The 26,812-nt window shown below is 45.2% G+C and carries 24 protein-coding genes; 23 read left to right on the forward strand and 1 reads right to left on the reverse strand.

Translation table 11 applies throughout. The features are described 5' to 3' along the window. Window positions 1–28: 28 nt before the first annotated feature. Window positions 29–670 carry a uridine kinase gene (gene udk, locus L1P05_RS05800; protein ID WP_012848049.1) on the forward strand — a complete coding sequence of 214 codons (642 nt, stop codon included), beginning with the start codon at window positions 29–31 and terminating at the stop codon, window positions 668–670. Between the two features lie 36 nt (window positions 671–706). Here the strand turns inward: udk and L1P05_RS05805 are convergent, their stop codons facing one another. Continuing rightward, complete coding sequence (locus L1P05_RS05805) at window positions 707–1,639, reverse strand: EamA family transporter (RefSeq protein WP_012848050.1); 933 nt, start codon at window positions 1,637–1,639, stop codon at window positions 707–709. A gap of 207 nt (window positions 1,640–1,846) precedes the next feature. Between L1P05_RS05805 and dcd the strand changes: the two genes are divergently transcribed. The 22 genes from dcd to L1P05_RS05915 all read left to right on the forward strand — a co-directional run bounded on the left by dcd (window position 1,847) and on the right by L1P05_RS05915 (window position 26,583). Beyond that, the gene (gene dcd, locus L1P05_RS05810; RefSeq protein ID WP_012848051.1) at window positions 1,847–2,428 is read left to right on the forward strand and encodes a dCTP deaminase; all 582 of its coding nucleotides are present in this window, start codon (window positions 1,847–1,849) and stop codon (window positions 2,426–2,428) included. 38 nt (window positions 2,429–2,466) lie between these two features. Then, a complete protein-coding gene (gene asmA, locus L1P05_RS05815; RefSeq protein ID WP_034168008.1) occupies window positions 2,467–4,275 on the forward strand; it encodes an outer membrane assembly protein AsmA in 1,809 nt (602 codons plus the stop codon). A 259-nt stretch (window positions 4,276–4,534) separates the two neighbouring features. Next, window positions 4,535–5,893 (forward strand): anaerobic C4-dicarboxylate transporter DcuC, encoded by a 1,359-nt coding sequence (dcuC, locus tag L1P05_RS05820; protein WP_012848053.1) that lies wholly within the window; start codon window positions 4,535–4,537, stop codon window positions 5,891–5,893. A gap of 531 nt (window positions 5,894–6,424) precedes the next feature. Further along, the gene (locus tag L1P05_RS05825; RefSeq protein ID WP_071818508.1) at window positions 6,425–7,672 is read left to right on the forward strand and encodes an oligosaccharide flippase family protein; all 1,248 of its coding nucleotides are present in this window, start codon (window positions 6,425–6,427) and stop codon (window positions 7,670–7,672) included. Beyond that, the gene (locus L1P05_RS05830; RefSeq protein WP_012848055.1) at window positions 7,669–8,640 is read left to right on the forward strand and encodes a glycosyltransferase family 2 protein; all 972 of its coding nucleotides are present in this window, start codon (window positions 7,669–7,671) and stop codon (window positions 8,638–8,640) included. The genes L1P05_RS05825 and L1P05_RS05830 overlap by 4 nt, the downstream gene beginning before the upstream one ends. A gap of 15 nt (window positions 8,641–8,655) precedes the next feature. After that, window positions 8,656–10,017, forward strand: a complete 1,362-nt coding sequence (gene wzy, locus L1P05_RS05835) for an O-antigen polysaccharide polymerase Wzy (RefSeq protein WP_012848056.1) — start codon at window positions 8,656–8,658, stop codon at window positions 10,015–10,017. After that, window positions 10,001–10,846 (forward strand): glycosyltransferase family A protein, encoded by an 846-nt coding sequence (locus L1P05_RS05840; protein WP_226079130.1) that lies wholly within the window; start codon window positions 10,001–10,003, stop codon window positions 10,844–10,846. Before wzy ends, L1P05_RS05840 begins: the two co-directional genes overlap by 17 nt. Continuing rightward, window positions 10,843–11,925: a glycosyltransferase family 4 protein gene (locus L1P05_RS05845; RefSeq protein WP_071818509.1), complete on the forward strand. Its 1,083-nt coding sequence runs from the start codon at window positions 10,843–10,845 to the stop codon at window positions 11,923–11,925. The genes L1P05_RS05840 and L1P05_RS05845 overlap by 4 nt, the downstream gene beginning before the upstream one ends. Then, window positions 11,918–13,039, forward strand: coding sequence for a glycosyltransferase (locus tag L1P05_RS05850; protein WP_012848059.1), 1,122 nt, complete (start codon window positions 11,918–11,920; stop codon window positions 13,037–13,039). The genes L1P05_RS05845 and L1P05_RS05850 overlap by 8 nt, the downstream gene beginning before the upstream one ends. 43 nt (window positions 13,040–13,082) lie before the next feature. After that, a complete protein-coding gene (locus L1P05_RS05855; protein WP_012848060.1) occupies window positions 13,083–14,201 on the forward strand; it encodes a glycosyltransferase family 4 protein in 1,119 nt (372 codons plus the stop codon). 11 nt (window positions 14,202–14,212) lie between these two features. Continuing rightward, the gene (locus L1P05_RS05860; RefSeq protein ID WP_012848061.1) at window positions 14,213–15,115 is read left to right on the forward strand and encodes a sugar phosphate nucleotidyltransferase; all 903 of its coding nucleotides are present in this window, start codon (window positions 14,213–14,215) and stop codon (window positions 15,113–15,115) included. Between the two features lie 15 nt (window positions 15,116–15,130). Further along, window positions 15,131–16,147, forward strand: coding sequence for a UDP-glucose 4-epimerase GalE (galE, locus tag L1P05_RS05865; protein ID WP_012848062.1), 1,017 nt, complete (start codon window positions 15,131–15,133; stop codon window positions 16,145–16,147). A gap of 23 nt (window positions 16,148–16,170) precedes the next feature. Beyond that, a complete protein-coding gene (gene ugd / locus L1P05_RS05870; protein WP_012848063.1) occupies window positions 16,171–17,337 on the forward strand; it encodes a UDP-glucose 6-dehydrogenase in 1,167 nt (388 codons plus the stop codon). Between the two features lie 147 nt (window positions 17,338–17,484). Then, complete coding sequence (locus L1P05_RS05875; RefSeq protein ID WP_012848064.1) at window positions 17,485–18,492, forward strand: NAD-dependent epimerase; 1,008 nt, start codon at window positions 17,485–17,487, stop codon at window positions 18,490–18,492. Between the two features lie 109 nt (window positions 18,493–18,601). Beyond that, window positions 18,602–19,537 (forward strand): glycosyltransferase family 52, encoded by a 936-nt coding sequence (locus tag L1P05_RS05880; protein ID WP_034168007.1) that lies wholly within the window; start codon window positions 18,602–18,604, stop codon window positions 19,535–19,537. Between the two features lie 21 nt (window positions 19,538–19,558). Beyond that, window positions 19,559–20,185 (forward strand): acetyltransferase, encoded by a 627-nt coding sequence (locus L1P05_RS05885; protein WP_012848067.1) that lies wholly within the window; start codon window positions 19,559–19,561, stop codon window positions 20,183–20,185. After that, window positions 20,178–21,218, forward strand: coding sequence for an N-acetylneuraminate synthase (neuB, locus tag L1P05_RS05890; protein WP_015461234.1), 1,041 nt, complete (start codon window positions 20,178–20,180; stop codon window positions 21,216–21,218). The genes L1P05_RS05885 and neuB overlap by 8 nt, the downstream gene beginning before the upstream one ends. Window positions 21,219–21,223: 5 nt before the next feature. Then, window positions 21,224–22,474, forward strand: coding sequence for a cytidylyltransferase domain-containing protein (locus L1P05_RS05895; RefSeq protein WP_012848069.1), 1,251 nt, complete (start codon window positions 21,224–21,226; stop codon window positions 22,472–22,474). Beyond that, on the forward strand, window positions 22,471–23,637 hold the full coding sequence (neuC, locus tag L1P05_RS05900) for a UDP-N-acetylglucosamine 2-epimerase (RefSeq protein WP_012848070.1): 1,167 nt from the start codon (window positions 22,471–22,473) through the stop codon (window positions 23,635–23,637). Before L1P05_RS05895 ends, neuC begins: the two co-directional genes overlap by 4 nt. A 32-nt stretch (window positions 23,638–23,669) precedes the next feature. Beyond that, window positions 23,670–24,935, forward strand: a complete 1,266-nt coding sequence (locus L1P05_RS05905) for a lipopolysaccharide biosynthesis protein (RefSeq protein ID WP_012848071.1) — start codon at window positions 23,670–23,672, stop codon at window positions 24,933–24,935. Further along, window positions 24,919–25,857, forward strand: coding sequence for a hypothetical protein (locus L1P05_RS05910; protein WP_236888278.1), 939 nt, complete (start codon window positions 24,919–24,921; stop codon window positions 25,855–25,857). Before L1P05_RS05905 ends, L1P05_RS05910 begins: the two co-directional genes overlap by 17 nt. Before the next feature lie 28 nt (window positions 25,858–25,885). Then, window positions 25,886–26,583, forward strand: a protein-coding gene (locus tag L1P05_RS05915) for an IS1-like element IS1B family transposase (protein ID WP_095033700.1) whose coding sequence is annotated in 2 segments (ribosomal slippage) — window positions 25,886–26,135 and window positions 26,135–26,583 — 699 coding nt in all. Because the reading frame shifts where the segments join, the coding sequence is not laid out codon by codon here. Window positions 26,584–26,812 lie beyond the last annotated feature (229 nt).

Consider the following 26,812-nt stretch of genomic DNA (forward strand, 5'->3'; position numbering starts at 1 on the left):
AACACTTATACATACCAGGTCTTAACACATGACTGACAACACCCACCAGTGCGTCATTATTGGCATCACAGGCGCATCCGCCTCAGGCAAAAGCCTGATTGCCAGTACCCTCTACCGCGAACTGCGCGAGCAGGTCGGTGAGGCGCATATCGGTGTCATCCCGGAAGATAGCTACTATAAAGACCAGAGTCACCTGACCATGGAGGAGCGCGTCAAGACCAACTATGACCATCCGAGCGCCATGGATCACAACCTGCTGTTTCAGCACCTGCAGATGCTGAAACAGGGGAACGCCATCGAGCTGCCGCAGTACAGCTACGTTGAGCACACCCGTATTCAGGAGACCATTCACCTTGAGCCGAAGAAGGTGATCATCCTGGAAGGGATCCTGCTGCTGACCGATGCCCGTCTGCGCAACGAGCTGAACTTCTCCATCTTTGTCGATACGCCGCTGGATATCTGCCTGATGCGCCGCATGAAGCGTGACGTGAATGAGCGCGGGCGCTCCATGGAGTCGGTGATGGCCCAGTACCAGAAGACCGTACGCCCGATGTTCCTGCAGTTTATCGAGCCCTCCAAGCAGTACGCCGATATCATCGTGCCGCGCGGCGGTAAAAACCGCATCGCCATCGATATCCTCAAGGCGAAGATCAGCCAGTTCTTCGAATAAGCCCGCCGATGGCGCACTCGCCGCGGCTTTTGGCCGTCAGCGTGCGCCGTCCTGCGGCGCCAGCGATTCCAACGTTCCCTCCCGCGCGCGCGCATCGCGCGAGATCAGCACCACCGACGCGATGATCAGCAGCGTCCCCAGCCAGTCCAGCGCGCCAAAGGTGATCCCCAGCAGCAGCAGCGACAGCAGCGCGCTGCACAGCGGCTCGGCGCAGCTGAGAATACCGGCCTTGGCGCCGCCGATGATTTGTGTCCCCTTCAGATACAGGCTAAAGGTCAGCGCCGTACCGATGATGATCAGGTAGAAGGCGGCCAGCAGGGTGGCGTTGTCCATCCGTACCTGCGCGGTTTCGCCGGCGAAGAAGGGCATCAGCATCAGGCCGCCCAGCAGCATGCTCCAGCCGACGATCGGTAGGGTGCCAAAGCGGGCGATAAGCCCGGAGGGATAGGTGGTGTAGAAGGCGGAGGCAAAGGCGGAGGCGATCCCCCAGAACAGCGCGGCGCGTGAGATGGAGAGCGAGGTCGGATCGCCGTGGGTCACCAGTAAAAAGGTGCCTCCCAGCGAGGTGCCGATGGCCAGCATCACCAGCAGCCCCGGGCGCTGGCGTCTGACCGCGGCAAACCAGGCTACGATAATGGTCGGCGACAGAAACTGCAGAATGGTGGCGGTAGCGGCGTTGGCGCGCTCGATGGTCATCAGAAAGGTCAGCTGCACCATGATGGCGCCCAGCAGCGTGAACCAGAGCAGGCTGACAATGTCCTGACGCCGACGCAGCGGTGCGAACACCCGGTCACCGTTCAGCAAAGAGACCACCAGCAGGATCACCCCGGAAAAGGTCAGGCGAAACATGGTCAGCCATTGGGCGGAGAGCCCGGTTTTTTGCAAAATATACTGTGCGCAGACGCCGGAGCTGCCCCACAGCGCGGCGGCGACCAACACATATCCCATTCCCTGACGCAGACTTCCCATCGCACGCTCCCTGTACGCGTTGCCATATCCGCCATGATGTTAATGGTTTATCCCACGACGGCAAAGCCCATCGCCCGATTTTTTACGGTGCATCCCTGGGCGCCAAGGGGGCAATGTCTCTGAATCATTTCGGAAAAAGAGGGGGATCGGGTAAGATATTCTCATCTGCAGCCGTGCTGCGTGGCGATGAGACGGAGAAGAACTATCATGAGACTGTGTGACCGCGATATAGAGGCATGGCTGGATGACGGCAGGCTGAGCATTACCCCGCGTCCGCCTCAGGAACGCATTAGCGGCGCCACCGTGGACGTGCGTCTGGGGAACCGGTTTCGCGTCTTTCAGGGACATACGGCGGCCTATATCGATCTGAGCGGCCCCAAGCAAGAGGTCGCCGAGGCCCTGGAGCGGGTGATGAGCGATGAGATCCAGCTGGGGGAGGATGAGGCCTTTTTCCTGCACCCGGGTGAGCTGGCGCTGGCTGTCACCTATGAATCCGTCACGCTGCCGGACGATCTGGTCGGCTGGCTGGACGGACGCTCCTCGCTGGCGCGCCTGGGGCTGATGGTCCACGTTACGGCCCATCGCATCGATCCCGGCTGGCAGGGCTGCATCGTGCTGGAATTTTTTAACTCCGGTAAGCTGCCGCTGGCGCTGCGCCCGGGGATGCTGATCGGTGCGCTGAGCTTTGAACCGCTTTCCGCCCCGGCGGCGCGTCCCTATAATCGCCGAGAGGATGCCAAGTACAAAGGGCAGCAGGGCGCGGTAGCCAGCCGAATCGATAAAGACTGAGCCGCCGACCGTAACGGACGACCAAGACTGAGGATGGCATGAGACGACTTCTCACCACATTAATGATCCTGCTGGTGGTGGTGACGGCGGGCATCAGCGCGCTGCTGCTGTTGATCAATCCCAATGACTTCCGGGCCTACATGATCAAGCAGGTGCAGCAGCGTACCGGCTATGTACTGACGCTGGACGGCGATCTGCGCTGGCGCGTCTGGCCGCAGCTGAGCATCCTCTCCGATCGTATGTCGCTGCGTGCAGACGGCGCCGCCCAGCCGGTGATCGCGGCCGATAACATGCGCCTTGACGTGCGTCTGTGGCCGCTGCTCTCGCATCAGCTGGAGGTGCGCCGGGTGATGCTGAAGGGGGCGGTGATCCGCCTGACGCCGGACAGCGAGCCGACGCCGCTGCCGAATGCGCCGCGTTCGCCGGCGGTGCGCAGCGAACCCATCAGCGATATGGCATGGCGTTTGAACATTCATCAGGTGAAGGTTGAGGACAGCCTGGTGATCTGGCAGGCCCCCGACGGAGAGCCCATCAACCTGCGCGATATTGAGCTGAATATCCAGCAGGATGCGACCCGCCATGCCAGCGTCGACTTTTCCAGCCGTATCAACCGCGATCAGCGCGATCTGCAGCTTAGCCTACAGGCGGACGTCGATCTGAGCCGCTATCCCCAGCAGTACCGGGCGCGGGTCGATCACCTGGAGTACCGCTACAGCGGCGCCGGGCTGCCGTCGGCGGGAATTGCCGGGCAGGGCAGCATGACCCTGAGCTATAGCGCGGCGCCGGCCGCCGTGACGCTGAGCGATCTGACGCTGAGCGCCAATGACAGCCAGCTGCGCGGTGAGATCCAGGGGACGCTGGCCGCCATTCCTGAATATCGGGTAACGCTGCAGGCGGATAACCTGAACTGGGACGGCCTGAGCGGCTGGCAGGCGCAAAGCGCGGATACCGCCAACGCCGATGCCGGCAATACGCCGCCGCCGCCGCCGGTGGTGTCGCAGGTGGCGGCACCGGAGAGCAGCGACGAGATGGCGTTCCTGCGTGATTTTAGCGCCTGGCTGAATATTCAGGCTAAGCGAGCGACCTACCACGGCATGACCATAGAGGGATTCTCCCTGCAGGCCAACAACCGTCGGGGGACGGGAACGCTGGAGAGCCTGAGCGGTCGCCTGGGGGCGGGGGACTTCGCCATCAGCGGCACGCTGCAAAGTCGGCCGGGCCAGGCGGTACAGGTTACGCTTGACCCCCGACTGCGCCAGATCAGCCTGGCGCCGCTGCTCAAGGCGCTGGCGCTGCCGGCGTTTATCGACGGCTCACTGTCGCTCAGCGGCCATCTGCAGGGTGAGGGGCTTTCCATTGTCAGCCTGCAGCGGCGCTGGCAGGGCGCGCTCTCCCTGGCGATAGATAATGCCCGGCTGGAGGGAATGAACATCGCCCAGCTGATCCAGCAGGCCGTGGTGCGCGATCGGCGCGATATACAGGCAGGGGAGAGCGTGGACACCTTTACCACCTTCCAGAGCCTGAAGGCGGAGGCGGCGCTGCGCAGCGGTCTTCTCACCCTGAACTCGCTGAATGGGCGGTCACCGCTGCTGGATCTCGGCGGCAGCGGCAGCGTCGATCTGGCGGCCCAGCGCTGTGATATCAATCTGGGCGTCCGGGTCTTGCAGGGCTGGCGCGGTCACGGCACCCTGATCGATTCGCTGCAGAAGGCGTCAATTCCACTGCATATCTACGGCGACTGGCAGCAGCTTAACTATCAGATGGATGTCGATAAAGCGCTGCGCGGCTCGCTGGAGCAGCAGGCGCGCGATGCGCTGAAGCAGTGGCTGCAGAAGCGCCGCGAATAACGCTCTCCTCTCGCCGAACCTCCGCGTAGCCCGACGACGCGGAGGTTCGGCGGGATAAAAATATACCTGCATCACACTCTCCCCGTACGCCGCGTCGTCACATCGGAAAAACTTGACCAATATCAGTAAAATAATCTTATCATTTGGGCACAGTGCGGTAGTTTTGACCGTGTTAAAAGGAATTGACAATTAATAAAGGCAGAAACAATGCCTGTCTGGGGTGTGGCTAAGCCCGCCTGTCTATCTGTTGAGGAAGAATATGCTTGAGCTACTGATTGGGGTCGTGGTCGCCGTTGGCGTCGGGCGTTACATTATTAAAGGATACTCCCCCACCGGGGTACTGATGACCGGCGGCCTGCTGCTGCTGATCATCAGCGCGCTGATGGGGCACGATGTCCTGCCCGCCAGCGCAAAGTCGACCGGCTGGCGCGCGACCGATATCGTTGAGTATGTCAAAGTTCTGCTGATGAGCCGCGGCGGCGACCTCGGCATGATGATCATGATGCTGTGCGGCTTTGCCGCCTATATGACCCATATCGGCGCTAACGATATGGTGGTCAAGCTGGCCTCACGCCCGCTGCGCTACATCAACTCGCCTTATATTTTGATGATTGCGGCCTACTTTGTCGCCTGCCTGATGTCGCTGGCCGTTTCGTCAGCCACCGGGCTGGGGGTACTGCTGATGGCGACTCTGTTCCCGGTGATGGTCAACGTGGGGATCAGCCGCGGTGCGGCGGCCGCTATCTGTGCCTCGCCGGCGGCGATCATCCTGGCGCCGACCTCCGGCGACGTGGTGCTGGCCGCGAAGGCGTCTGAAATGCCGCTGATCGACTTTGCCTTTAAAACAACCCTGCCCATCTCTATCACCGCCATCGTCTGCATGGCGATTGCCCACTATTTCTGGCAGCGTTACCTGGATAACAAGGAGCAGGCGCAGCACGAGATGCTGGATGTCAGCGAGATCACCACTACGGCGCCGTCGTTTTACGCCATTCTGCCCTTTACGCCGATCATCGGCGTGCTGGTGTTCGACGGCAAGTGGGGGCCGCATCTGCATATCATCAGCGTCTTGGTTATCTGCATGCTGCTGGCATCGGTGATTGAGTTTCTGCGCAGCTTCGACGCTAAAAAGGTCTATAGCGGGCTGGAGGTGGCCTACCGCGGGATGGCGGATGCCTTTGCCAGCGTGGTGATGCTGTTGGTGGCGGCCGGGGTCTTTGCCCAGGGGCTGAGCACCGTCGGCTTTATCAGCAGCCTGATCGAGCTGGCGCAGTCCTTCGGCACCGGCGGCATCATCATGATGCTGGTGCTGGTGGTGATCACCATGCTGGCGGCGATGACCACTGGCTCCGGCAACGCGCCGTTCTACGCCTTTGTCGAACTGATCCCCAAGCTGTCTGGCCAGATGGGCATCAACCCAGCCTACCTGACCATTCCGATGCTGCAGGCTTCCAACCTGGGCCGCACCCTGTCACCGGTCTCCGGCGTGGTGGTCGCCGTCTCCGGGATGGCCAAGATCTCCCCCTTTGAGGTGGTGAAACGCACCTCTGTACCGGTACTGGTCGGCCTGGTGGTGGTGATCGTCGCCACCGAGTTTATGGTGCCGCTACACCGCTAAGGGCATACCAGACGTGAGAGGGCAGGCCGAGTGGCCTGCCTTTTTTGTCTCTAGAACTCCTTGATAGTGTAGGAGATCGTGCTTGGTACACATCAAGGATGTGAAGGGTGGGCGGTTCAAAAGTCATGCCGATACAATCCCGCGGTACAGCGGTGGTGTGCGATTGGTATCGTAGAAATAATTGTGTGATAAAACATCAAACGGCCTTAAAAATAGAAATACGATATGTTTTGACTTGTCTCGGTTGCTGTTACGTATAAAAATTGGTACGGCACTTCACCGTTGGTGAGGTGCCATGGCAGAGAAGAGAGACTGCACAGATGTTGTAAATGAGTGTTTTCTTGTAACTTGTTGTTTTGTAATTAATTGCTGCAGTAAGGTATGAGTGTAAACGCAACAGGAACGTCGTTACAGAGTAGTCAGTGCATTGGTAGCTGTAGAGCCAAGGGCGGTAGCGTAGATATGTGTTTATTTCTTTAGTAATTAAAATTACTTTTCTATAACAAAACATCCAGTTTAAGCGATTAAATTATGTCCCTTTTAAGGAAAAATATAATATATCTACTTATTTTACAAGGAAGTAGTTATGTAGTCCCGTTGCTCACAATTCCATACTTGACGAGAACGTTAGGGCTATATGAGTTCGGTATATATGGCCTAGTATTGAATATTTCACAGTACTGTGTTTTGTTTGTCGATTTTGGTTTTAACTTTACATCAACAAAAAAAATAGCGCAAAACCAAGGTGATGCTAATTATATTTCTCATGTTTTTTGGACTACAATATATACAAAATTGATGCTTTGTGTATTGATTAGTTCGGTCATACTATTTCTCGTTTACTTTCAGTCTAATGGAATATTTAAGCCTCAGTTGGTTTATATTTTAATCATGCTTGTTGGCACCGTTATCATGCCAGTGTGGTACTTTCAAGGAATTGAGGAGTTATCCTCAGTGACGAAGGTAACTTTGTTCGCGAGATTAATTACGTTACCCTTGTTTTTTATATTCGTTCAGGGGGCAGAGGATGTCTCTGCAGCCGTTATTATTCAATCGGCAACCGGTTTTATCGGTGGAGCTATAGCATGCCTGATTATCTATAAATCAAAAAAAATAAAGTTCGTCTCTGTAAGTCTTAATGATATTATTCTAACCATAAAAGATAGCTATAGTGTTTTTGTAGCTATGATATCAATAAATCTTTATACAATAAGCAGTGGTATTATCATCGCCGCAGTTAGTACTATCGATCAAGTGAGTATATATACTGCAGCAGATAGAATTAAAGGGGCTGTATTAGGTGTTTTCCTTATATTGGGGAATGCATTCTATCCTAGATTGAGTAATTTATTTATTACGAGCAGACGTGATGCTTTCTTGTTAGTCAAGAGGATCTTAGTTTTTCAGGGAGGATCCGCATTATTTATTGGTGTTGTAATGGCTATTTTTTCTGGGCCACTCTCAACATTAATTTATGGCGATAAATATGAAATGGTGTCAACATTATTTGTAATATATTCTCCGATATATTTGTTGGTTTTAACAGCAACGGTTTTTGGTAATTATATTTTATTACCCTGTGGGTATAAAAAAGAATATACGATCATGCCAATTGTTTGTGTGATTATCCATTTGCCATTATGTTATTTCCTGGCTAAAACATATGGAGCAATAGGTGCCTCGCTATCGGTTGTTTTTGTTGAAATCATTGCTTTGTTTTTACTCTCTTTTGTTTTGTATAAAAAGGGATTGATGAGAGAGATAATCGGTAAAGTATGAAATTACTGTCTATAATTATTCCTGTGTATAATACAAGTATGTATTTGCATGCTTGCCTTGATTCAGTATTCAATCAATATGATGAGTCTCTTGAGGTGATTATTGTTAATGATGGCTCTACAGATAAATCTATTGATATTATAAATGAGTATGAAGAAAAATATCGGTTTGTAAATATCAATAAGGCTAATGGAGGGTTGTCTAGTGCAAGAAATAGTGGTTTATCAGTCGCTAGCGGTAAATATATTGCATTTTTAGATTCAGATGATATGTGGACTGATGGTATTTACGATGTCATCAAAGGGAAGCTATTAAGGCATAATCCAGATTGCTTATCATTTTCGTATATATCGGTTGATGCCGATGGCGATCCTATTTCAGCTCAGGAGGGAATAGGTAACATCTCAGCACAAGAAGACGATTTTATTTTAAATAATCCTATTAGTGTTTTTAAAAAGTCAGACTGGTTCGCCTGGCGTTTTATTTATAAAAAAACATTATTTTCCCATGTTTGCTTTGATGAAGGCCGTCGGTTTGAAGATCAACTGATTATCCCAATATTAATAGCGCGGTCAAAAAAAATAATTGATACTCGGGTGCCGATAATTAAATATAGGAAAAATAGTTCAGGGATAACCTCTAATTTAAGGTTGAGTGATCTAAATGATAGCGAGTTTGGTATCCTAAGATATATTCGGATATATTATCTTGCTAAGAGTAAGAAACAATGGGCAATATTATTATCGAACTTATATATTTCACATGTATCTAAATGTGCAAGGCTATATCATGAAGATGCTATTTTAGCTAAAGAGTCTTGCTTTTATATTAGTAGGATCATTCCATCGAGAGTTTTTGCTGCTGGAGAAATAAAACCTCTCTTATATTATGCTTTCAGGAAAACTCTCTTTGCCAGATTAACTAAGGCTGTAGAAAAAGAAGTTTTCAAAATAAATAAAACCAGTTAATGGGATAACTTGCTAATGGTCAACAACAACAATAAGAGATTTGTTTTTTTTCAGCTTATTATTTATGTATTAATGATTCCAGTTTTGTTTTTTCTGTTTTTTCAACACGATGGTAGTGAATTAAGGCTATTGGAGCTTGCTTTACCATTATTTATTATTTGTATATTTATATCGAACTTTGTTTGTAAGATATATATCAACTCAACTTATTGTTTGTTTTTGATTGCATTCTCATTGTTTATCTGTGGCAGGTTTTTTATTGCTTTCATTGGCGGCGATGTCAATGTATTTAGCATGAACTTCTTTGTTAATTATACGCTAAATGATTATGATGCAGTAACATTAACTTTATATATTTTTGTTTTTTTATGCTCTATGGATTTTGGCTACAAAATAGCGTTTTTTAGTAATTTATCGTTTAAACCTATCGCATTAGATGATCAATGGATGCGGCGCCTTTGCAATGTTGCACTCTTATTAAGCCCGTTATTTCTCATCGAACTCATGTCGACAGTTTTAGATGCTATTAGAGGTGGGTATTTAGCATCTAAACTCTGGCAGGATAAGGCATATAGTCTTCCATTAAGTAGTCTGGCCCAAACTATTTTTGCTATTGGATTTTCCTATGCGATAGTTGTTGGATATAGGAAAAAATGGTTTGTTGGGATATATATAACAACTATTATTTGCTCTACCGTTATTGGTGCCCGAGGGCCATTGTTAGTTAGCCTTCTTCTTTTGGTCTGGTTGATTGGGCGAAATGGTGCTAAAAATTTAGGCGTGCTTAGGTTTTTAACCATTTCATTAATCAGTGTAATTTTACTATCTGCCTTTATACAAATAATGTCATATCGAGGCAGTGGAAGTTTCTCTGATTTTTCATTAGTGAAATTTTTATCTACCTTCCTTTTTAATCAGGGTGTATCACTAATGGTGTTTGACCTATCAACTAAGGTTAGTAATTACCCAATATTAAGCTATTTTCAGACTATTTTCCCAGGGGCTAGTGCTATAACTTCTATCTTTATACCTGTTGAATATTATATGACAGGTTTTCAACACTATATGGCTAAGACGCTAGATGAAAGTCTGTTTGCTAGAGGGTTTGGATTAGATTGGACATTGATGAGTGATTTCTATGTTTTTGGTGGTAGAAATATTTTAGGTTTTTCACTCTTGGCTTTTAGCTTTGGACTTTTGCTTTCTACTTTACAAAATGCTTCTAAGAATCTATTTTGGCTTGTTTTATTGACTGCGATCTTTACGCGCCTAGTATTTTTACCAAGATCCTCGCTGGTTATAATATCGCCGTTCTGTTTTTATTTTTTATTTTTTGTTTTTTTAATGCCAAAGATTAAGCTTGGCATTAAAAAATAATCAGATGGAACTTTTTACTCTTATGCTTACAGTATTCACTCCAACATTTAATCGAGCAAAAACCCTACGTCGTTGCTATGAAAGTATTCTTCATCAAGGATATGATGATATAGAATGGATTATTGTTGATGATGGTTCAACTGATAATACAAAAGATATTGTGAGTGATTTCATTAAGGATGGGAAAATTCACATTAACTATATTTATCAAAATAACGCTGGGAAACAGTCAGCATGGAATAGAGCAATAAAAGAGGCGCGAGGGGAGTTTTTTATCGGTCTGGATTCTGATGATGAGTTAGTACCTTCTGCGCTGCTAAAGATAAAACCATATGTTAAATTGCTAGATGAAAGACAAGATTTAATAGGACTGCGTTGTCTGGCTATTCGAAAGTCAACGGGCAAGCCTGATAGTTTATTTCAGGTTGGCGGAGATGGTATTGCCAGTTGGTATGATGAATTCGCCAGTGGTATTTCTGGTGAAAGAATTGATGTGTTTAAAACCAAAATTATTTCGGAATTTCCATATCCAGTTGTTGATGGGGTAAAGTTTATTCCTGAAATTTGGTTCTATTCGGTTGTGTCAAAGGAATATAAATTCATATATTTAGATGAGCCTTTTAGTATTTTTCATGATCAGACGGTGGTAGGCCGTCTTAGCAAAAGCTCTTTTTCTATGAATGCTCGAGGCCATTTTATTTCAAGATCTGCGATGTTAAAATATATCCCTATAAGATGCTTTATAAAAAATCCGATAGGTTTTATAAAAACGGTTGTCCGATATTTTCAGGCTATTTTATACTGTATCTTAAAGAGATGTAAAATATGAGGAATATATGCTTTTTTGTTGGGGATATTAGTCGATCAGGTGGCACTGAACGGGTGACTAGCGTCCTGGCAAATTTTTTGGCAGTAAATGGATACCAGGTATCTATCCTTAGTTTGCAGTGTGGTCAGAAGAGCTTTTTTCCTTTAAATAGTAATGTATCTGTTTGTAATATATTCGATAATGCCGGTCGAGGAATTACTCGCTTGCCTTTGGTTATTTTATTTTTGCGTTCTTTTGTAAAGAAAAAAAATATAGATGTATTTATAAATGTTGAGTCTATGCTTTCCATTTATTCTATTCCTGCTTTTATATATTTACGTGTTAGAAATATTTGCTGGGAGCATTTTAATTATAAGATTGATCTTGGGAAGAAGGTTAGACGAGTTGCTAGGATATTAGCCGCCTGTTTTGCCGATGACATAATAACGTTGACGGAGAGAGATAAAAAATTCTGGCTTGATAAATGCTTCTGCAAAGCAAAAGTGAACAGAATCTATAACCCAGTACCATTCAGTCTTGCAAGCGATGTTGACATAAGAAAAAAGAAAATCATGTTGGCCGTTGGTCGACTAACTTATCAAAAAGGTTTTGATTTATTACTCAAGTCTTGGTCTATATTCTGTTTGAAACGACAAGATTGGATGTTGCGTATCGTCGGTAGCGGTGAGGATGAGGAAGAATTAAAAAAAACATGTGATTCATTAGGGGTTTCTAAATTTGTTGAGTTTTATTCAAACACAAATAATGTGATTGAACATTATTCAATTAGTGCATTTTATGTAATGACTTCTAGATTTGAAGGCTTCCCTATGGTCTTGTTAGAGGCGCAAGAAATGGGCTTGCCAATTATTGCATTTGACTGCGATACAGGACCTAGTGAAATTATTATTGAAAATAAAACCGGCTGGTTAATCGATAATAATGATGTTTCAGGATTTTCCGATAAAGTTGAATATGCTGCAAGTATCTATGATGATGATAAATTATATAATGAAATGGTAACTTGCTCCATTGATAATGCAAGGAAGTATCATTTGGATAATATTGGTAAAAAATGGATGAGACTGTTAAATGATTGAGCTCAATCAGAATAATGTTCATAGAATTTGTTTTGTTATCACAGGACTTGGTATGGGAGGGGCTGAAAAACAAGTTTGTGATTTGGCTGATAAACTCTCTTTGCGTGGAGTGAACGTTATTGTTATTAGTCTCGCCGATAGGGTGGTGGTGCAACCTTTATTGAAAGATGTAAGAGTCTATTCAATAAATATGAAAAAAAATATATTTGGTTTTATTCGTGCGCTATGGTGTGCTAGGAGGATAATTAAAGACTTTAACCCTCAGATTGTTCATAGTCATATGTACCATGCTAATTTATTCTCTCGTTTTCTTCGTATGCTTGACCCATCCTTTAAATTGATTTGTACCGCTCATAATACGAATGAGGGGGGGCGGTGGCGAATGTTGTCCTATCGTTTAACAGATTGGCTTGCTTCAATATCTACTAATGTCAGCCAAGAGGCTGTAACATCTTTTGAGCAGGCTAATGCAGTAAAAAAAGGGAGGATGATACTTATGTATAATGGAGTTAACACTGATAAATATAAATATTCGGAAAGTGAAAGAGTAAATAAAAGACGTGAGTTGTTTCTGTCTAATGATGACGTGTTAATACTTGCCGTAGGCCGACTGACTGAAGCTAAAAATTATAAAAACTTGCTGTCGGCTTTTTCAAAAATCAAATGTGAAGGCCGTTCCTTAGTGTTAGCTATTGCAGGTATTGGGGAGGATAAGGCGTCATTAGCACAATTAGCCATCGAATTAGGCATTGAGAGTAGTGTCCGTTGGCTCGGGTTAAGATATGATGTGGCAGAGTTGATGTCTGCAATGGACATATATGTAATGTCGTCTTCATGGGAGGGGATGCCTTTGGTTTTGTGTGAAGCGATGAGTTGCGGTGGTATCGTAGTCTCTACGGATTGTGGTGGGACAAAAGAAATTGTTGGTGATGCTGGGTTTCTTGTTCCAAAAGCTGATTCTACGCTTTTAGCTAATGCATTAAAATCAGCAATAGAGTTGACGCCAGAGCAGAGAGCAATAATTTCAGATAAGGCCAGAGATCGTATTTTAACACGGTATTCATTATGTGCAGTGTCCGATGAGTGGATGCAGTTATATAATAAGGTAGTATGATTGCACTCATAATGTTATGTTATTTTGATTCGGTGACCTATTCGTGAATATACTATTAATAACAAACACTGCTGCATCAATATTTAACTTTAGGCTGAGGTTGATTGAGCGGCTGATTCATGATGGGCATATTGTTTACTTATTGCTGCCAAAAACAGATGCATCTAGAATATCAGAACTTAATCAGTTGGGTATTCATGTTGTTTTTTATGAATTGAATCGTAGTAGCGTCAATCCATTTCAAGCAGTGGTGACCATATGCTCTATGATTAAAAAAATAAAAGAGATCAACCCTGATATTACGTTTTCTTTTTTTCCAAAACCTGTCATTTTTGGTACATTGGCTGCGCATTATGCCGGGGTAAAATGTAATTACTCGATGTTAGAAGGCTTAGGGTATTGTTTTACTCGACGGTTAGAAGCCGACTCGCTAAAGAAGAAAATATTAAGACACTCTCAGGTTTTATTGTATAAATTAGCATTGCCTCATTCTCGTTGTGTTATTTTCTTAAATGATGATGATAGGCGAGAAATTATTATTGATAATAATGTTAGAGTTAAATGTACCTATGTTATAGGCGGGATTGGTGTTGATTTGAATAAGTTTTCGTATCAACCTCTCCCTCGTGAAATTCGCTTTACAATGGTCTCTAGATTGTTAATCGATAAAGGTGTTAGAGAGTATATTAAGGCGGCAAATTATGTGCGTGAAATATACTCTAACGTAAAGTTCGATTTTGTGGGTGGAATCGATGATAATCTTGGTGGTGTAAGTAAAACAGAATTAAAAAGCTGGATTGATGAAGGCCATGTTAACTTTAGAGGTGTGTCAAATAATATACATGAGGTTTTGACAGAAACGAGTGTTTTTGTATTGCCGTCATATAGGGAAGGAGTTCCACGAAGTACTCAGGAGGCTATGGCTATTGGCCGTCCAATTATTACTACGAATGTGCCAGGCTGTAAAGAGACGGTAATAGATGGCGTTAATGGTTTCCTCGTTCCTCCATGGAATGCTCAGGCTTTGGCTGAAAAGATGATCTATTTTATAGAGAATCAGAGTGAAATTGAACGAATGGGAAAAGAAAGTCGTATTCTAGCAGAAAGAAAATTTGATGAAGATGTTTTCTGCGATAAGCTTATTAAGATACTTCTTGGTTAGGATTAATTCTAATGACTTCACTTAAAGCCGTTATCCCTGTCGCCGGACTGGGGATGAAGATGTTGCCAGCGACTAAGGCCATCCCGAAAGAGATGCTGCCCATCGTCGATAAGCCGTTGATTCAAAAAGTAGTACACGAATGTGTTCAGGCGGGGGTGAAAGAGATCATCCTGGTGACCCACTCCTCTAAGAATGCCATCGAGAACCACTTCGACACCTCCTTCGAGTTGGAGGCGCTGCTTGAGGCGCGCGTCAAGCGTCAGCTGTTGGATGAGGTGCGTTCCATCTGTCCGCCGGGGGTGACTATTAACAGCGTGCGTCAGCATAAGCCGCTGGGGCTGGGGCATGCCATCCTCTGCGCCCGTCCTCTGGTCGGGGAGCATCCCTTTATTGTCGCGCTGCCGGATATCTGGCTAGACACCAGCACCTTCGATCCCGCTAGCCAGAACCTGGCGGCGATGGTCAAGCGCTTCGAAGAGAGTGGCCGCAGTCAGGTCTTGGTGCAGCCGATGCCGCTAGAAGTGCTGCCGGAGTACTCGGTGATCAACTGTGCCGATGCGGTGTTGGAGCCGGGGCAGAGCGCCCGTATGACCTCGATTGTAGAAAAACCCGAGGACGCCGAGAAATACCAGTCTGACCTGTCCGCGGTCGGGCGCTATGTTTTGTCTGCTGCTATCTGGCCGATCTTGGCCGCCACCGGCTTTGGCGCCTGGGAGCGCATCCAGCTCTCCGATGCTATCGCAACCCTGCTGCAGCACCGTCCGGTTGAGGCCTATCGCCAGGTCGGGCGGTCCTATGACTGCGGTGAGAAATTGGGGTATGCTGAAGCCTTTGTCGCCGGTGGGTTGAGTCACTCTCAGCAGGGAGAGGCCTTTACCACCTGGCTGCGGGATTTGCAGACGCGAATTGATTGATTCAGGGTATTTAGCATGGCAATTTTAGTGACCGGCGGCGCCGGTTATATCGGTTCTCATACGGTGCTGGCGCTGCTGTCCCGCGGGGATGAAGTGGTGGTACTGGATAACTTTGTTAACGCCTCTGCGCAGGCGTTGACGCGAGTGGCGCAGATTTGCGATCGGCAGCCTCACGTGTACCGCGGCGATGTGCGCGATCGGACGATTTTGCAGCAAATTTTTGCCCAGCACGTTATTAGCGATGTGATCCACTTCGCCGGTCTCAAGGCCGTGGGGGAATCGGTAGAAAAACCGCTGGAGTACTACGATAATAATGTTAGCGGTACGCTGGTACTGCTAGAGGAGATGCGTCGAGCCGGCGTGCAGGGCTTTATTTTTAGCTCTTCTGCGACGGTGTATGGCGATCCCGAGTCAGTGCCGTTGACGGAGAACAGCCGTACCGGCGGGACGACCAATCCCTATGGCACCTCCAAGCTGATGGTTGAGCAGATCCTACAGGACGTATCCCGCGCTAGACCTGAGATGCGTATTACCGCGTTGCGCTACTTCAACCCGGTAGGGGCTCATCCGTCGGGGCTTATCGGCGAAGATCCTAACGGCATCCCTAATAACCTGATCCCCTATGTTGCGCAGGTGGCAGTAGGGAAACTGGCCTGCCTGTCCATCTTTGGTAATGATTATCCTACCCACGACGGCACCGGAGTGCGTGACTATATTCACGTGATGGATCTGGCCACGGGTCACCTGGCCGCGCTCGATCGTCGCGATGAGGGGGCCAGCTACAAAGTGTATAACCTGGGAACCGGGGTAGGATATTCCGTTTTGGATATCGTTGCCGCATTTGAGAGGTGCTCTGGGGTTACTATACCTTATCGCTTTGCGCCGCGTCGCGCCGGTGATATTGCCGAATGCTGGTCCGATCCAGCGCTGGCGGCGCGGGAGCTCGGCTGGCGCGCGCAGTACGATCTGGATCTGATGATGCGTGACACCTGGCGCTGGCAGCAGAGCAACCCGAATGGGTATCAAGATTAATTTTATTAACACAAAGGCATGTGATGAAGATTGCGATTAGCGGTACGGGCTACGTCGGCCTGTCCAACGGAATTTTGCTGGCTCAGCATCATGAGGTCGTCGCCCTGGATATCGTGGCGGAAAAGGTCGAGATGCTTAACCGGCGTCAGTCACCGATCGTGGATAAGGAGATCCAAGAGTACCTCACTCACCGGTCCCTGAACTTCCGTGCGACGCTGGACAAGGAAGAGGCGTACCGCGGCGCAGATTTTGTCATCATTGCGACGCCGACCGACTATGATCCCAAGAGCAACTACTTTAACACCGCCAGCGTAGAGGCGGTGATCTGTGATGTGCTGGCGATCAATCCGGCGGCGGTGATGATCATCAAGTCGACCATTCCCGTCGGATTCACTCAGCAGCTGCGTGAGCGCCTGGGGATCGATAACCTGATCTTTTCGCCGGAGTTTCTGCGCGAGGGGCGGGCTCTGTATGACAACCTGCACCCGTCGCGTATCGTGGTCGGTGAGCGCTCCGCGCGCGCGGAGCGCTTTGCTGCGCTGCTGCAGGAGGGGGCGATTAAGCAGAATATCCCGACCCTGCTGACTGATTCGACGGAGGCAGAGGCGATCAAGCTGTTTGCCAACACTTACCTGGCGATGCGGGTCGCCTATTTTAACGAGCTGGATAGCTATGCTGAGGCGCTGGGGCTCAACAGCCGTCAGATTATTGAGGGGGTTAGCCTCGATCCGCGTATCGGCAACCACTATAACAATCCTTCGTTTGGCTACGGCGGCTACTGTCTGCCGAAGGATACCAAGCAGCTCTTGGCCAACTACTCCTCGGTGCCCAATAATCTGATCCAGGCGATTGTTGAGGCCAACCGTACGCGTAAAGACTTTATCGCCGACTCGATTATTGCGCGTAATCCGCAGGTGGTGGGCGTGTACCGGCTGATCATGAAGAGCGGTTCGGATAACTTCCGCGCCTCCTCGATTCAGGGGATCATGAAGCGTATCAAGGCCAAGGGGATTAAAGTGGTGATCTTTGAGCCAGTGATGAAAGAGGATAGCTTCTTCCACTCCGAGGTGATCCGTGACCTGGAGCAGTTCAAGGCGATGTCGGATGTGATCATCTCGAACCGCATGGCGCCGGAGCTGGATGATGTGGCGGACAAGGTCTACACCCGCGATATCTTTGGCAATGACTAACCATTACCGGCAAATTTTGTAAGACAATATTGGCTGGCGAGGTTAGCATAATGTCCATTGGATCGTACTGACTAACACCTGCCTCCAACGCGCGCCCTAGGGCGTGCGTGTCGTTTCAGCCGGGGGGAGATTTTTACAGGATAATTTATGCGTGTTTTAGTAACTGGCTGCGCCGGCTTTATCGGTGCCAATCTCTGTGGCCGTCTGCTGGCGGCAGGGCATCAGGTCGAGGGCATCGACAACCTGAACGACTATTACGATGTGTCGCTCAAGCAGGCGCGTTTAGCGCCGCTTCAGGCCGATGCTAACTTCACCTACCATCCGATCGATATCGCCGACAGCGCGGCCATGGCGGCGCTGTTTAGTGCCGCTCACTTTGATCGTGTGGTTCACCTGGCAGCGCAGGCGGGGGTTCGTTACTCGCTGACTAACCCGCTGAGCTATGCCCAGAGTAACCTGCTGGGACACGTCAACGTGCTGGAGGGCTGCCGTCATGGTAAGGTGGGTCACCTGGTCTACGCCTCTTCCAGCTCCGTGTATGGGCTGAACAACAAGGTCCCGTTTTCGACCGCCGATCGCGTCGACCACCCGATTTCCCTGTATGCCGCCACCAAGAAGTCCAATGAACTGATGGCGCACTCCTACTCTCATCTGTACGGACTGCCGACCACCGGTCTGCGCTTCTTCACGGTCTATGGGCCGTGGGGGCGCCCGGATATGGCGCTGTTCAAGTTCACCAAGAATATGCTGGAAGGCAAGCCTATCGACATCTACAACCATGGCGATATGCAGCGTGACTTTACCTATATCGACGATATCGTCGAAGGGGTGCTGCGTATTATGGAGGTTGTGCCGCAGCCGAACGCCGACTGGCGGGTCGAGCAGGGGGCACCAGCCGCCAGCTCCGCGCCATACCGTATCTATAATATCGGTCACGGTAGCCCGGTACGCCTGATGGACTACATCACGGCGCTGGAGGAGGCTCTGGGGATCGAGGCGTTGAAGCACTTTATGCCGATGCAGCCGGGGGATGTTTACCAGACCTATGCTGATACCGAGGATCTGTTCGCGGTGACCGGCTATCGCCCGCAGATGGGGGTGAAGGCGGGGGTACAGGCTTTCGTAAATTGGTATCGTGACTATTATAACGCTTAAAACAGTTCACTTTTACAACAAAGTTTGTTACGTTTTAACCGTAGCTATGATAAATAGCTACGGTTTTTTTATATTTTCTTGTTTTAACATTAATATGTGAGATTTCTCTGTGGATCTGTATATTTGTTTGACACCACTCCAAACGCTGATTGCGGAAAAAATAAAGCAAAAAAAAGATGCTGATGCACAGCTATTTTATTTTTTCGCTAAAGATAATGAGGTGAATCGAAAATATTATGCTGACTTAGGTAAGCATATGGTAGAATCCCGGGCTTTCTTTGCACCGTTGAAAGTGAAAACCTTTATCGATATTTATCGATTTGTGAAAAACAAATCATTTGATACTATTTATTTTGCCAATATCGATCATCCATTTATACATTATGTTCTCTCCTATGGTAACTTTAAAAGAATAGAGACGTTTGATGATGGGACAGTCAATATAAGCTATAACGGAAGATATTATAATGATGTGGCGCAGAAACGATGGAAGTTAGTCGTTCATACGCTATTAAGACGGAAGTTTGATAAGCATAGGATCTTGAATGAATCATGCTTGCATCATACGATCTATAAAGATCGCAAGAATATTATTCAAAATACCCAGTTGGTAAATTTGTTTAATATAGATGATAGTAATCATATTGTTAGCAATGGCGAAGTATCACTCTTTCTTGGTGGAATATATAGCGAGATGCTTAGCGGAAAAAATTATGTCGCTAAGCTAGAAAAAAGCATTCTTGAATTTTTAGAAAAAAATAATAACACTTATTATATCCCACACCCTAGAGAGCGTGTGATGTTATTTAATGGTTTTTTTCTGCCGAGTGAATATGACAATATCATCGCAGAGCATGTCATTATTTTGTTATGTAAAAAATACGCAAAGATCAATGTGTATGGAATGGCGAGTAGTGTACAGTTTAATATGTTCGATATGCCAAAGGTGAATTGTATTGCCGTGAAAGCAAAACATATCGATGCCGTTACCTCTGAAAATATAGCAAAGTTGATGGCAATGGGATCTCCATGCATCGAGATTTAGTGCAATAAAAAGGATTATGGCATGCGAAAATTGATAATTATAGGTGCCGGCGGGTTTTCTAAATCTATTATTAGTAGTATCGATGTTAATCAGCTTGAATTGATTGGGTTTATCGATACGTATAAGCAAGGCGTTCATCAAGGATATCCAATTCTGGCTAATGCAATCGAAAAAATAGATAATTTTAACGATTATGTTTATTTTATCGGTATCGGAGAGCCAAAGCATCGTTGGTGGTTTTACCAACGATTAATGTCCAAGGGATTATCGTTGGTCAATATAATTGACTCATCAGCATTGATTGATCCCAATGTTACATTAGGCAATGGAATATATATTGGTAAAATGTGTATAGTCAATAGTGACACGATAATACATGATGCCGTTGTGATCAATACTAGAGCTTTAGTTGAGCATGGAAACACTCTTGGGTGTTGCTCTAATATATCAACCAATGCTGTTCTTAATGGTGACGTTCAGGTTGGCCAGAGAACATTTGTCGGGAGTTGTAGCGTGATTAATGGACAGCTAACTATTGGCAATGGCTCAATCATTGGTTCAGGCTCCGTAGTGATTAGAGATATTCCAGATAATGTTGTAGTTGCGGGCTCCCCGACGCGTTTAATCAGAGAGAATTATGATGAATAAAGTGTATATCGTTGCTGAAATTGGCTGTAACCATAATGGCGATCCTCTACTAGCTAAAAAAATGGTTGAGCAGGCAAAAGCCGCTGGGGTGGATGCAGTTAAGTTTCAAACGTTTAAAGCGGATTTGCTGATTTCAAAGTATGCACCAAAGGCGGAGTATCAGATAAAGCAAACTGGCTGCGAAGAGTCTCAGCTTGAGATGACGCGTAAATTGGAGCTTGCCTATGATGATTTTATTGAACTGTCACAATATGCAAAAAATCTTGGTCTGGATGTTTTCTCTACGCCGTTTGATTTTGATTCAATCGATTTTCTTGCTTCATTAAAACAACGCGTATGGAAAATCCCATCTGGAGAGTTATTAAATCTTCCTTATCTTGAAAAAATAGCAAGACTAGATATTTCTGATAAGAAAATTATCATATCGACTGGAATGGCAACGCTAGATGAAATTAACATGGCACTGCATGTATTGCATAATAATGGTATTAAAGCAAGTGATATTACCATTCTACACTGTAATACAGAATATCCGACACCCTATTCTGATGTGAATCTTAATACATTATCTAGTTTTAAGAGTATTTTCAAAGAATATCAGATTGGATTCTCTGATCACTCTCCTGGATATTTTTCAGGGATTGCGGCTGTGCCTTATGGCATTTGTTTCATAGAGAAGCATTTTACTTTAAATAAAGACTTTCCCGGTCCAGATCATAAAGCATCGGTGACGCCAGATGAATTGCGACTCTTATGTCAGGGGATTCGGGCTATTGAATTAGCATTAGGCAGCTATGATAAAATTGTGACTAATTCTGAACGCAAGAATAAAATAGTTGCTCGAAAATCGATCGTTGCCAAACGGAATATAAAGCAAGGTGAGATTTTTACTTTAGAGAATATTACAACTAAGCGTCCAGGTAATGGAATTAGTCCTATGCATTGGTATCAGGTTTTAGGCAGCATTGCAGAGCGAGATTTTTGTGAAGATGAACTGATCTGTTGTTCTAACTTGAGCATGCAGGAGCTATAATATATATGAAAGTCGCCATTATTCCAGCTCGCTCAGGCTCAAAGGGATTGCACAATAAAAATATTCTAATGTTAATGGATAAGCCATTAATTGCGTATACTATTGAGGCTGCTATAAACTCTGGTGTGTTTGATAGAGTTATTGTTTCTACTGACTCAGATGAGTATAAAAGCATTGCAGAGTCATTTGGCGCAGAGGTTTTTATTAGAGATGCGGCGCTAGCCTCTGACTCAGCAACATCCTATATGGTGGTTGAGGATGTTTTGAGTAAAGTTAGTGATATACAGTATTTTGCGTTGCTGCAGCCAACATCTCCTTTTCGTACTGCGGAGCATATTAAGTCTGCTGCTGCTTTATTTTATTCATCGGAATATGGTTTTTTAGTCTCAATGGTACAAAGTGATAAACCATCTTCTCTTATTAAACCATTGGCGGAAGATCTGACTTTAAAACATTTTGATATTGATTTTAGCTTATATCGTCGGCAGGATAATAAAGAATACTTTCCAAATGGTGCTATATTTATGGCTAAGTCGGATGCTTATCTGAAGAGGCGGCATTTTTTTGGTAGTGATAGTATAGCTTTTATAATGAATAAAGAAGACTCTCTTGATATTGATGACCGATATGACTTTGAAGTCGCTATAAATATACAGATGCGGCGACGTAAAAAAGAAATTTTGCGAGAGAGTATCATAAAGAGAATCGCAGAAAAAAAAGATCTAATGTGTTTAAATAATTCGATAACATTGCTTGGACATTCCATTTTTGATTATTGGCTGGTTGATCATATTAATGGTGAGAAAGTAAATAACTTGGGTATTGCTGGAATTAATACTCGGGAGTATATTGATCTTATTTTAGATAGGTCTTTAATAAAAAACATTGGTGATATTGCTATTATCATGTTGGGTACGAATGATATGGTGCTCAATGACTGGAATATTACATTTTCTGCTGAATGGGTCAGGGAGTTTATTGATAAAATTAGAATAATAAAAAGTGATGTGGCTATTTATTTTATTGCAGTACCACCAGTGAGGGGGCGAGTTGATCGAAATAATGACATTATAACTCAATTGAATATGGTCTTAAGGAGGGTTTGCGTGGATAAATCTATTCATTGGATCGAGCTTTCAAGCGACTTTTATGATGAATATGGGAACTTACCTGCATCATATACCCATGATGGATTACATTTTTCACCATTGGCCTATTCTAAACTGAAAGAAAACATTGAGGCTGTATTGTCATGAAGCATTTACTATGTGTTACCGGTTCACGCGCTGAATATGGAATTTTACGCCGATTATTAATATTGCTATCTCGTACGGAGGGGGTCAAATTAAGCATCATCGCGACAGGCATGCATTGCGACCCTAAATATGGGAGCACATATCAAAATATCGCGAGTGATGGACTTGATTTAAGTAAAGTTATAGATATTAATTTAGACTCATCAAGCAATGAAAAAATAATAAATTCAATGTCGCTTTGTCAAAATGCGTTTGCCTCAATTTTCGCTAATCAAGATTATGATGCAGTCATGATCTTAGGTGATCGTTATGAGATTTTTTCTGTTGCCACTGCGGCAGCTATGAATAATATTCCCCTAATTCATCTTCACGGTGGCGAGAAAACGTTAGGGAATTATGATGAATTTATTCGACATGCAATCACTAAAATGAGTAGTCTTCATCTTGTTTCGACAGAAGAATACCGCAAGCGAGTCATTCAATTAGGAGAGCATCCTAGCTCAGTTATTAATATCGGTGCATTAGGGGCTGAAAATTGTCTTAGCCTCACATTGCCTGATAAACAGGAATTGGAGTCTCGTTTCGGTTCTTTGGTTAAGCCGTATTTTGTGGTGGTGTTCCACCCGGAAACGCTGACTAAAGTCTCATTGACGGAGCAAACATTAGCCTTGATTGCGGCGTTAACAGTATTTTCTGAAGAGTATGATTTTATATTTATTGGCTCTAATGCCGATACCGGATCGGAAAAGATTATTGATATTATTAAGTCATTCTGTTTACGTAGTGCATCTCGCTATATGATCTCAGTGAGTTCTGAAGAGTATTTGGCCTTATTGAAATATTCTTGTGGCTTGATAGGAAATTCCTCTTCAGGAATTATCGAGGCACCTTCGTTAAATATTTCAACAATTAATATTGGGGATCGGCAAAAGGGGCGGGTTCATGGTGAGAGCGTGATTGATGCTGCCTGTACAAAAGCTGCAATCATCGCGGCGATTGAGCTAAGTCAATCGGTTAGTTTTCATCAAAAAATAACCGGAATCAATAATCCTTATTATAAAAAAGATTCGTTAAAAAATGCAAGAGATGCTATTGTCCGTTTTTTATACTCAGAAAAAGATGCGGATTATAAGGATTTTTATGATGTCGATTTTAATATATAATTATTTGTTTTTCTCTTTTCTTAGGAGGGGGTGTGAATTTACTTAAAGGAATTGGTGTGTATCTTACATCGAATATATTAAATGCACTGATCCCGTTTTTACTCTTGCCAATATTAACCCGCAATCTATCGGTTGCAGACTATGGGCAGGTTGTGATGTTTCAGACATTTCTATCAGCAATTTCAGCAATCGTTGGATTAAATACAATAGGTGCAGCAAATCGTAAGTACTATGATGGGAATGTCGATCAGTTAGTCCTGATGAGGTTTAATGGAAGCTGCTTTCAGATCCTGTTGGTTAGCTTTTTGCTTCTTTCTCTTGTTGGAATATTGTTTAAAGCACAGTTGGCGAAATTATTATCAATACCCGATGGGTGGGTATTGTATGCGGTACTGGGCGCTTCATTTTTATTTATAACAAATATGAGGTTAGGCCAGTGGCAGATTAGAAATAAAGCGAAGCTATTTGGTTTGTTACAAGTCGGTAGTGGCATTATAAATATGCTGCTGTCAGTTATTTTTGTGGTTTTTCTTCAGCAAAGCGGAGAAGGGCGCATAGATGCTATTGTAATCAGTTCGGCCTTAAGTGCTGTATTAAGCATGGCTCTTCTCTATCGTGATAAATTAATTGATGCCTTCTCCTTTCGATTGAAGTATCTAAAGGAAGCATTGCTTTTTGGGGTGCCTCTCCTGCCTCATGCATTGGGCATGTTGCTGCTAACTATGAGTGATAGGTTTATTATTAATCATAAGCTTGGTGTTGCTGATGTCGGAATCTATATGGTTGCTCTTCAGCTAAGTTCCGCATTAGCCGTCATATTCGATGCAATCAACAAAGCGTTTGTTCCATGGTTATTTGATAGATTGAAAAATGAGTGTTTTTTCGAAAAACTAAAGATCGTGAAAGTTACATATTGTTATATGCTGTCTTTGCTTTTCATTGCGTTATTGGCGTTCTTTATTGCTCCATATATTGTTGTAATGATTGCTGGTGATAAGTATATTGAGGCAGGTAGGATTATTGGATGGGTCTGCCTTGGACAGATTTTTTCTGGTATGTATCTTATGGTTACTAACTATATTTTTTATGCCAAAAAAACGCAGTATCTGTCACTGACGACAATTATCTCTGGTATGCTGGGCGTGGCTCTATTATTTATCGGTGTGACATATTTCTCTTTGCTTGGGGCTGCGGTGGCTTTTGCACTCGCGAAATGTATCCATTTCGTATTTACATTCTATATCTCTAATAAGGTCTATCCTATGCCTTGGGGGTTAAGAAATGATTCTGAAAGTTGAGCAACCAGTTGTTGATTTCTCTTTGATGGATGGTAATCAGCGGGAGAAAGGGTTAAGTGGATTTATTCGGGCTAGGAATGAGGGAGAGTATATTTATGCTGTTATTGAGTCATGGTTAGATTTGGTTGATGAAATAGTTATTGTTTTTAATGACTGTACTGATAATACTGCGTCTGAAATATCCCGAGCAATTTTAGCCTTTGGCGATAGAGTTCGCGCTTATCATTATATTCCGAAAGTATACCCCCAAGGCTCTAAAGAGCATATATCCTTACCGCCGGACAGTGTTAATAGCTTAGTCAATTATTATAATTATGCATTATCAATGACGACGAGAAAATATGCTGTAAAGATTGATGGTGATATTATATTTGATCCATCGGCTAGTTTCTCAATAAAAAAATATCTAGATGATGAATGTGATAATAAGTATTTTAGTTTGCATGGTGTTAACTTAATTGATAATAAAGGAGGGGTGTTCTTGCCTTCTAATAGTACTTTCTGTGGCATGAATAATGACTTGTGTATTTTTCCCGTCTCGCCAAAAAATATATTTTTGCATAGTCCTGCCTTTGAAGTTATGGATTTAAGTAATATGAAGAAGTATGGTGGATGTTTTGCTTTTTACCATATGAAGTTTATGAAGCAGGATATGGGGATAGGCAATTATTTGCTAATAGATAATCCTAATAGTCGATATGTTAAAATAAGCAAGGATTTTATTATTGGTTTAAAATTTCTAAAATTGCGGGATGTGTTCTCTCGATATAATATCAAACTTAGAGAACCTGCTGAGTTAAGTATTGTGGTTATGAGTTGTCGAGATTATAAAGTAGAATATATCAACAAATTAAGTGAGTTAGGCATAACTATATCATTATATGATTTGATATCAGGTGATGCTGCCAACTTACTGATTTAGTGTATGATGGTGTTTTTGAGGTGCTCCAGTGGCTTCTGTTTCTATCAGCTGTCCCTCCTGTTCAGCTACTGACGGGGTGGTGCGTAACGGCAAAAGCACCGCCGGACATCAGCGCTATCTCTGCTCTCACTGCCGTAAAACATGGCAACTGCAGTTCACTTACACCGCTTCTCAACCCGGTACGCACCAGAAAATCATTGATATGGCCATGAATGGCGTTGGATGCCGGGCAACCGCCCGCATTATGGGCGTTGGCCTCAACACGATTTTCCGCCATTTAAAAAACTCAGGCCGCAGTCGGTAACCTCGCGCATACAGCCGGGCAGTGACGTCATCGTCTGCGCGGAAATGGACGAACAGTGGGGATACGTCGGGGCTAAATCGCGCCAGCGCTGGCTGTTTTACGCGTATGACAGGCTCCGGAAGACGGTTGTTGCGCACGTATTCGGTGAACGCACTATGGCGACGCTGGGGCGTCTTATGAGCCTGCTGTCACCCTTTGACGTGGTGATATGGATGACGGATGGCTGGCCGCTGTATGAATCCCGCCTGAAGGGAAAGCTGCACGTAATCAGCAAGCGATATACGCAGCGAATTGAGCGGCATAACCTGAATCTGAGGCAGCACCTGGCACGGCTGGGACGGAAGTCGCTGTCGTTCTCAAAATCGGTGGAGCTGCATGACAAAGTCATCGGGCATTATCTGAACATAAAACACTATCAATAAGTTGGAGTCATTACCTGATATCATGCCGTTTTACTCGTATTAAGATGAAAATACTCCAACCAATAAGGTTTTTATTGAAACCTATTGTTAGGTTTATTAAAAAATAAAAGGCTACACAATCCGTGCCATTCATCGGCCGATGGCAGCAATCGATACCCCTGACGTGCAAAGATGAGTTAACATATTACCTACAATTATGCTGCGCAGGTGGCGCAGCCGGTATGTGTTA

This window comes from Edwardsiella piscicida, from assembly GCF_021733145.1.
In the GTDB taxonomy this organism is placed as follows: Bacteria; Pseudomonadota; Gammaproteobacteria; order Enterobacterales; family Enterobacteriaceae; genus Edwardsiella; species Edwardsiella piscicida.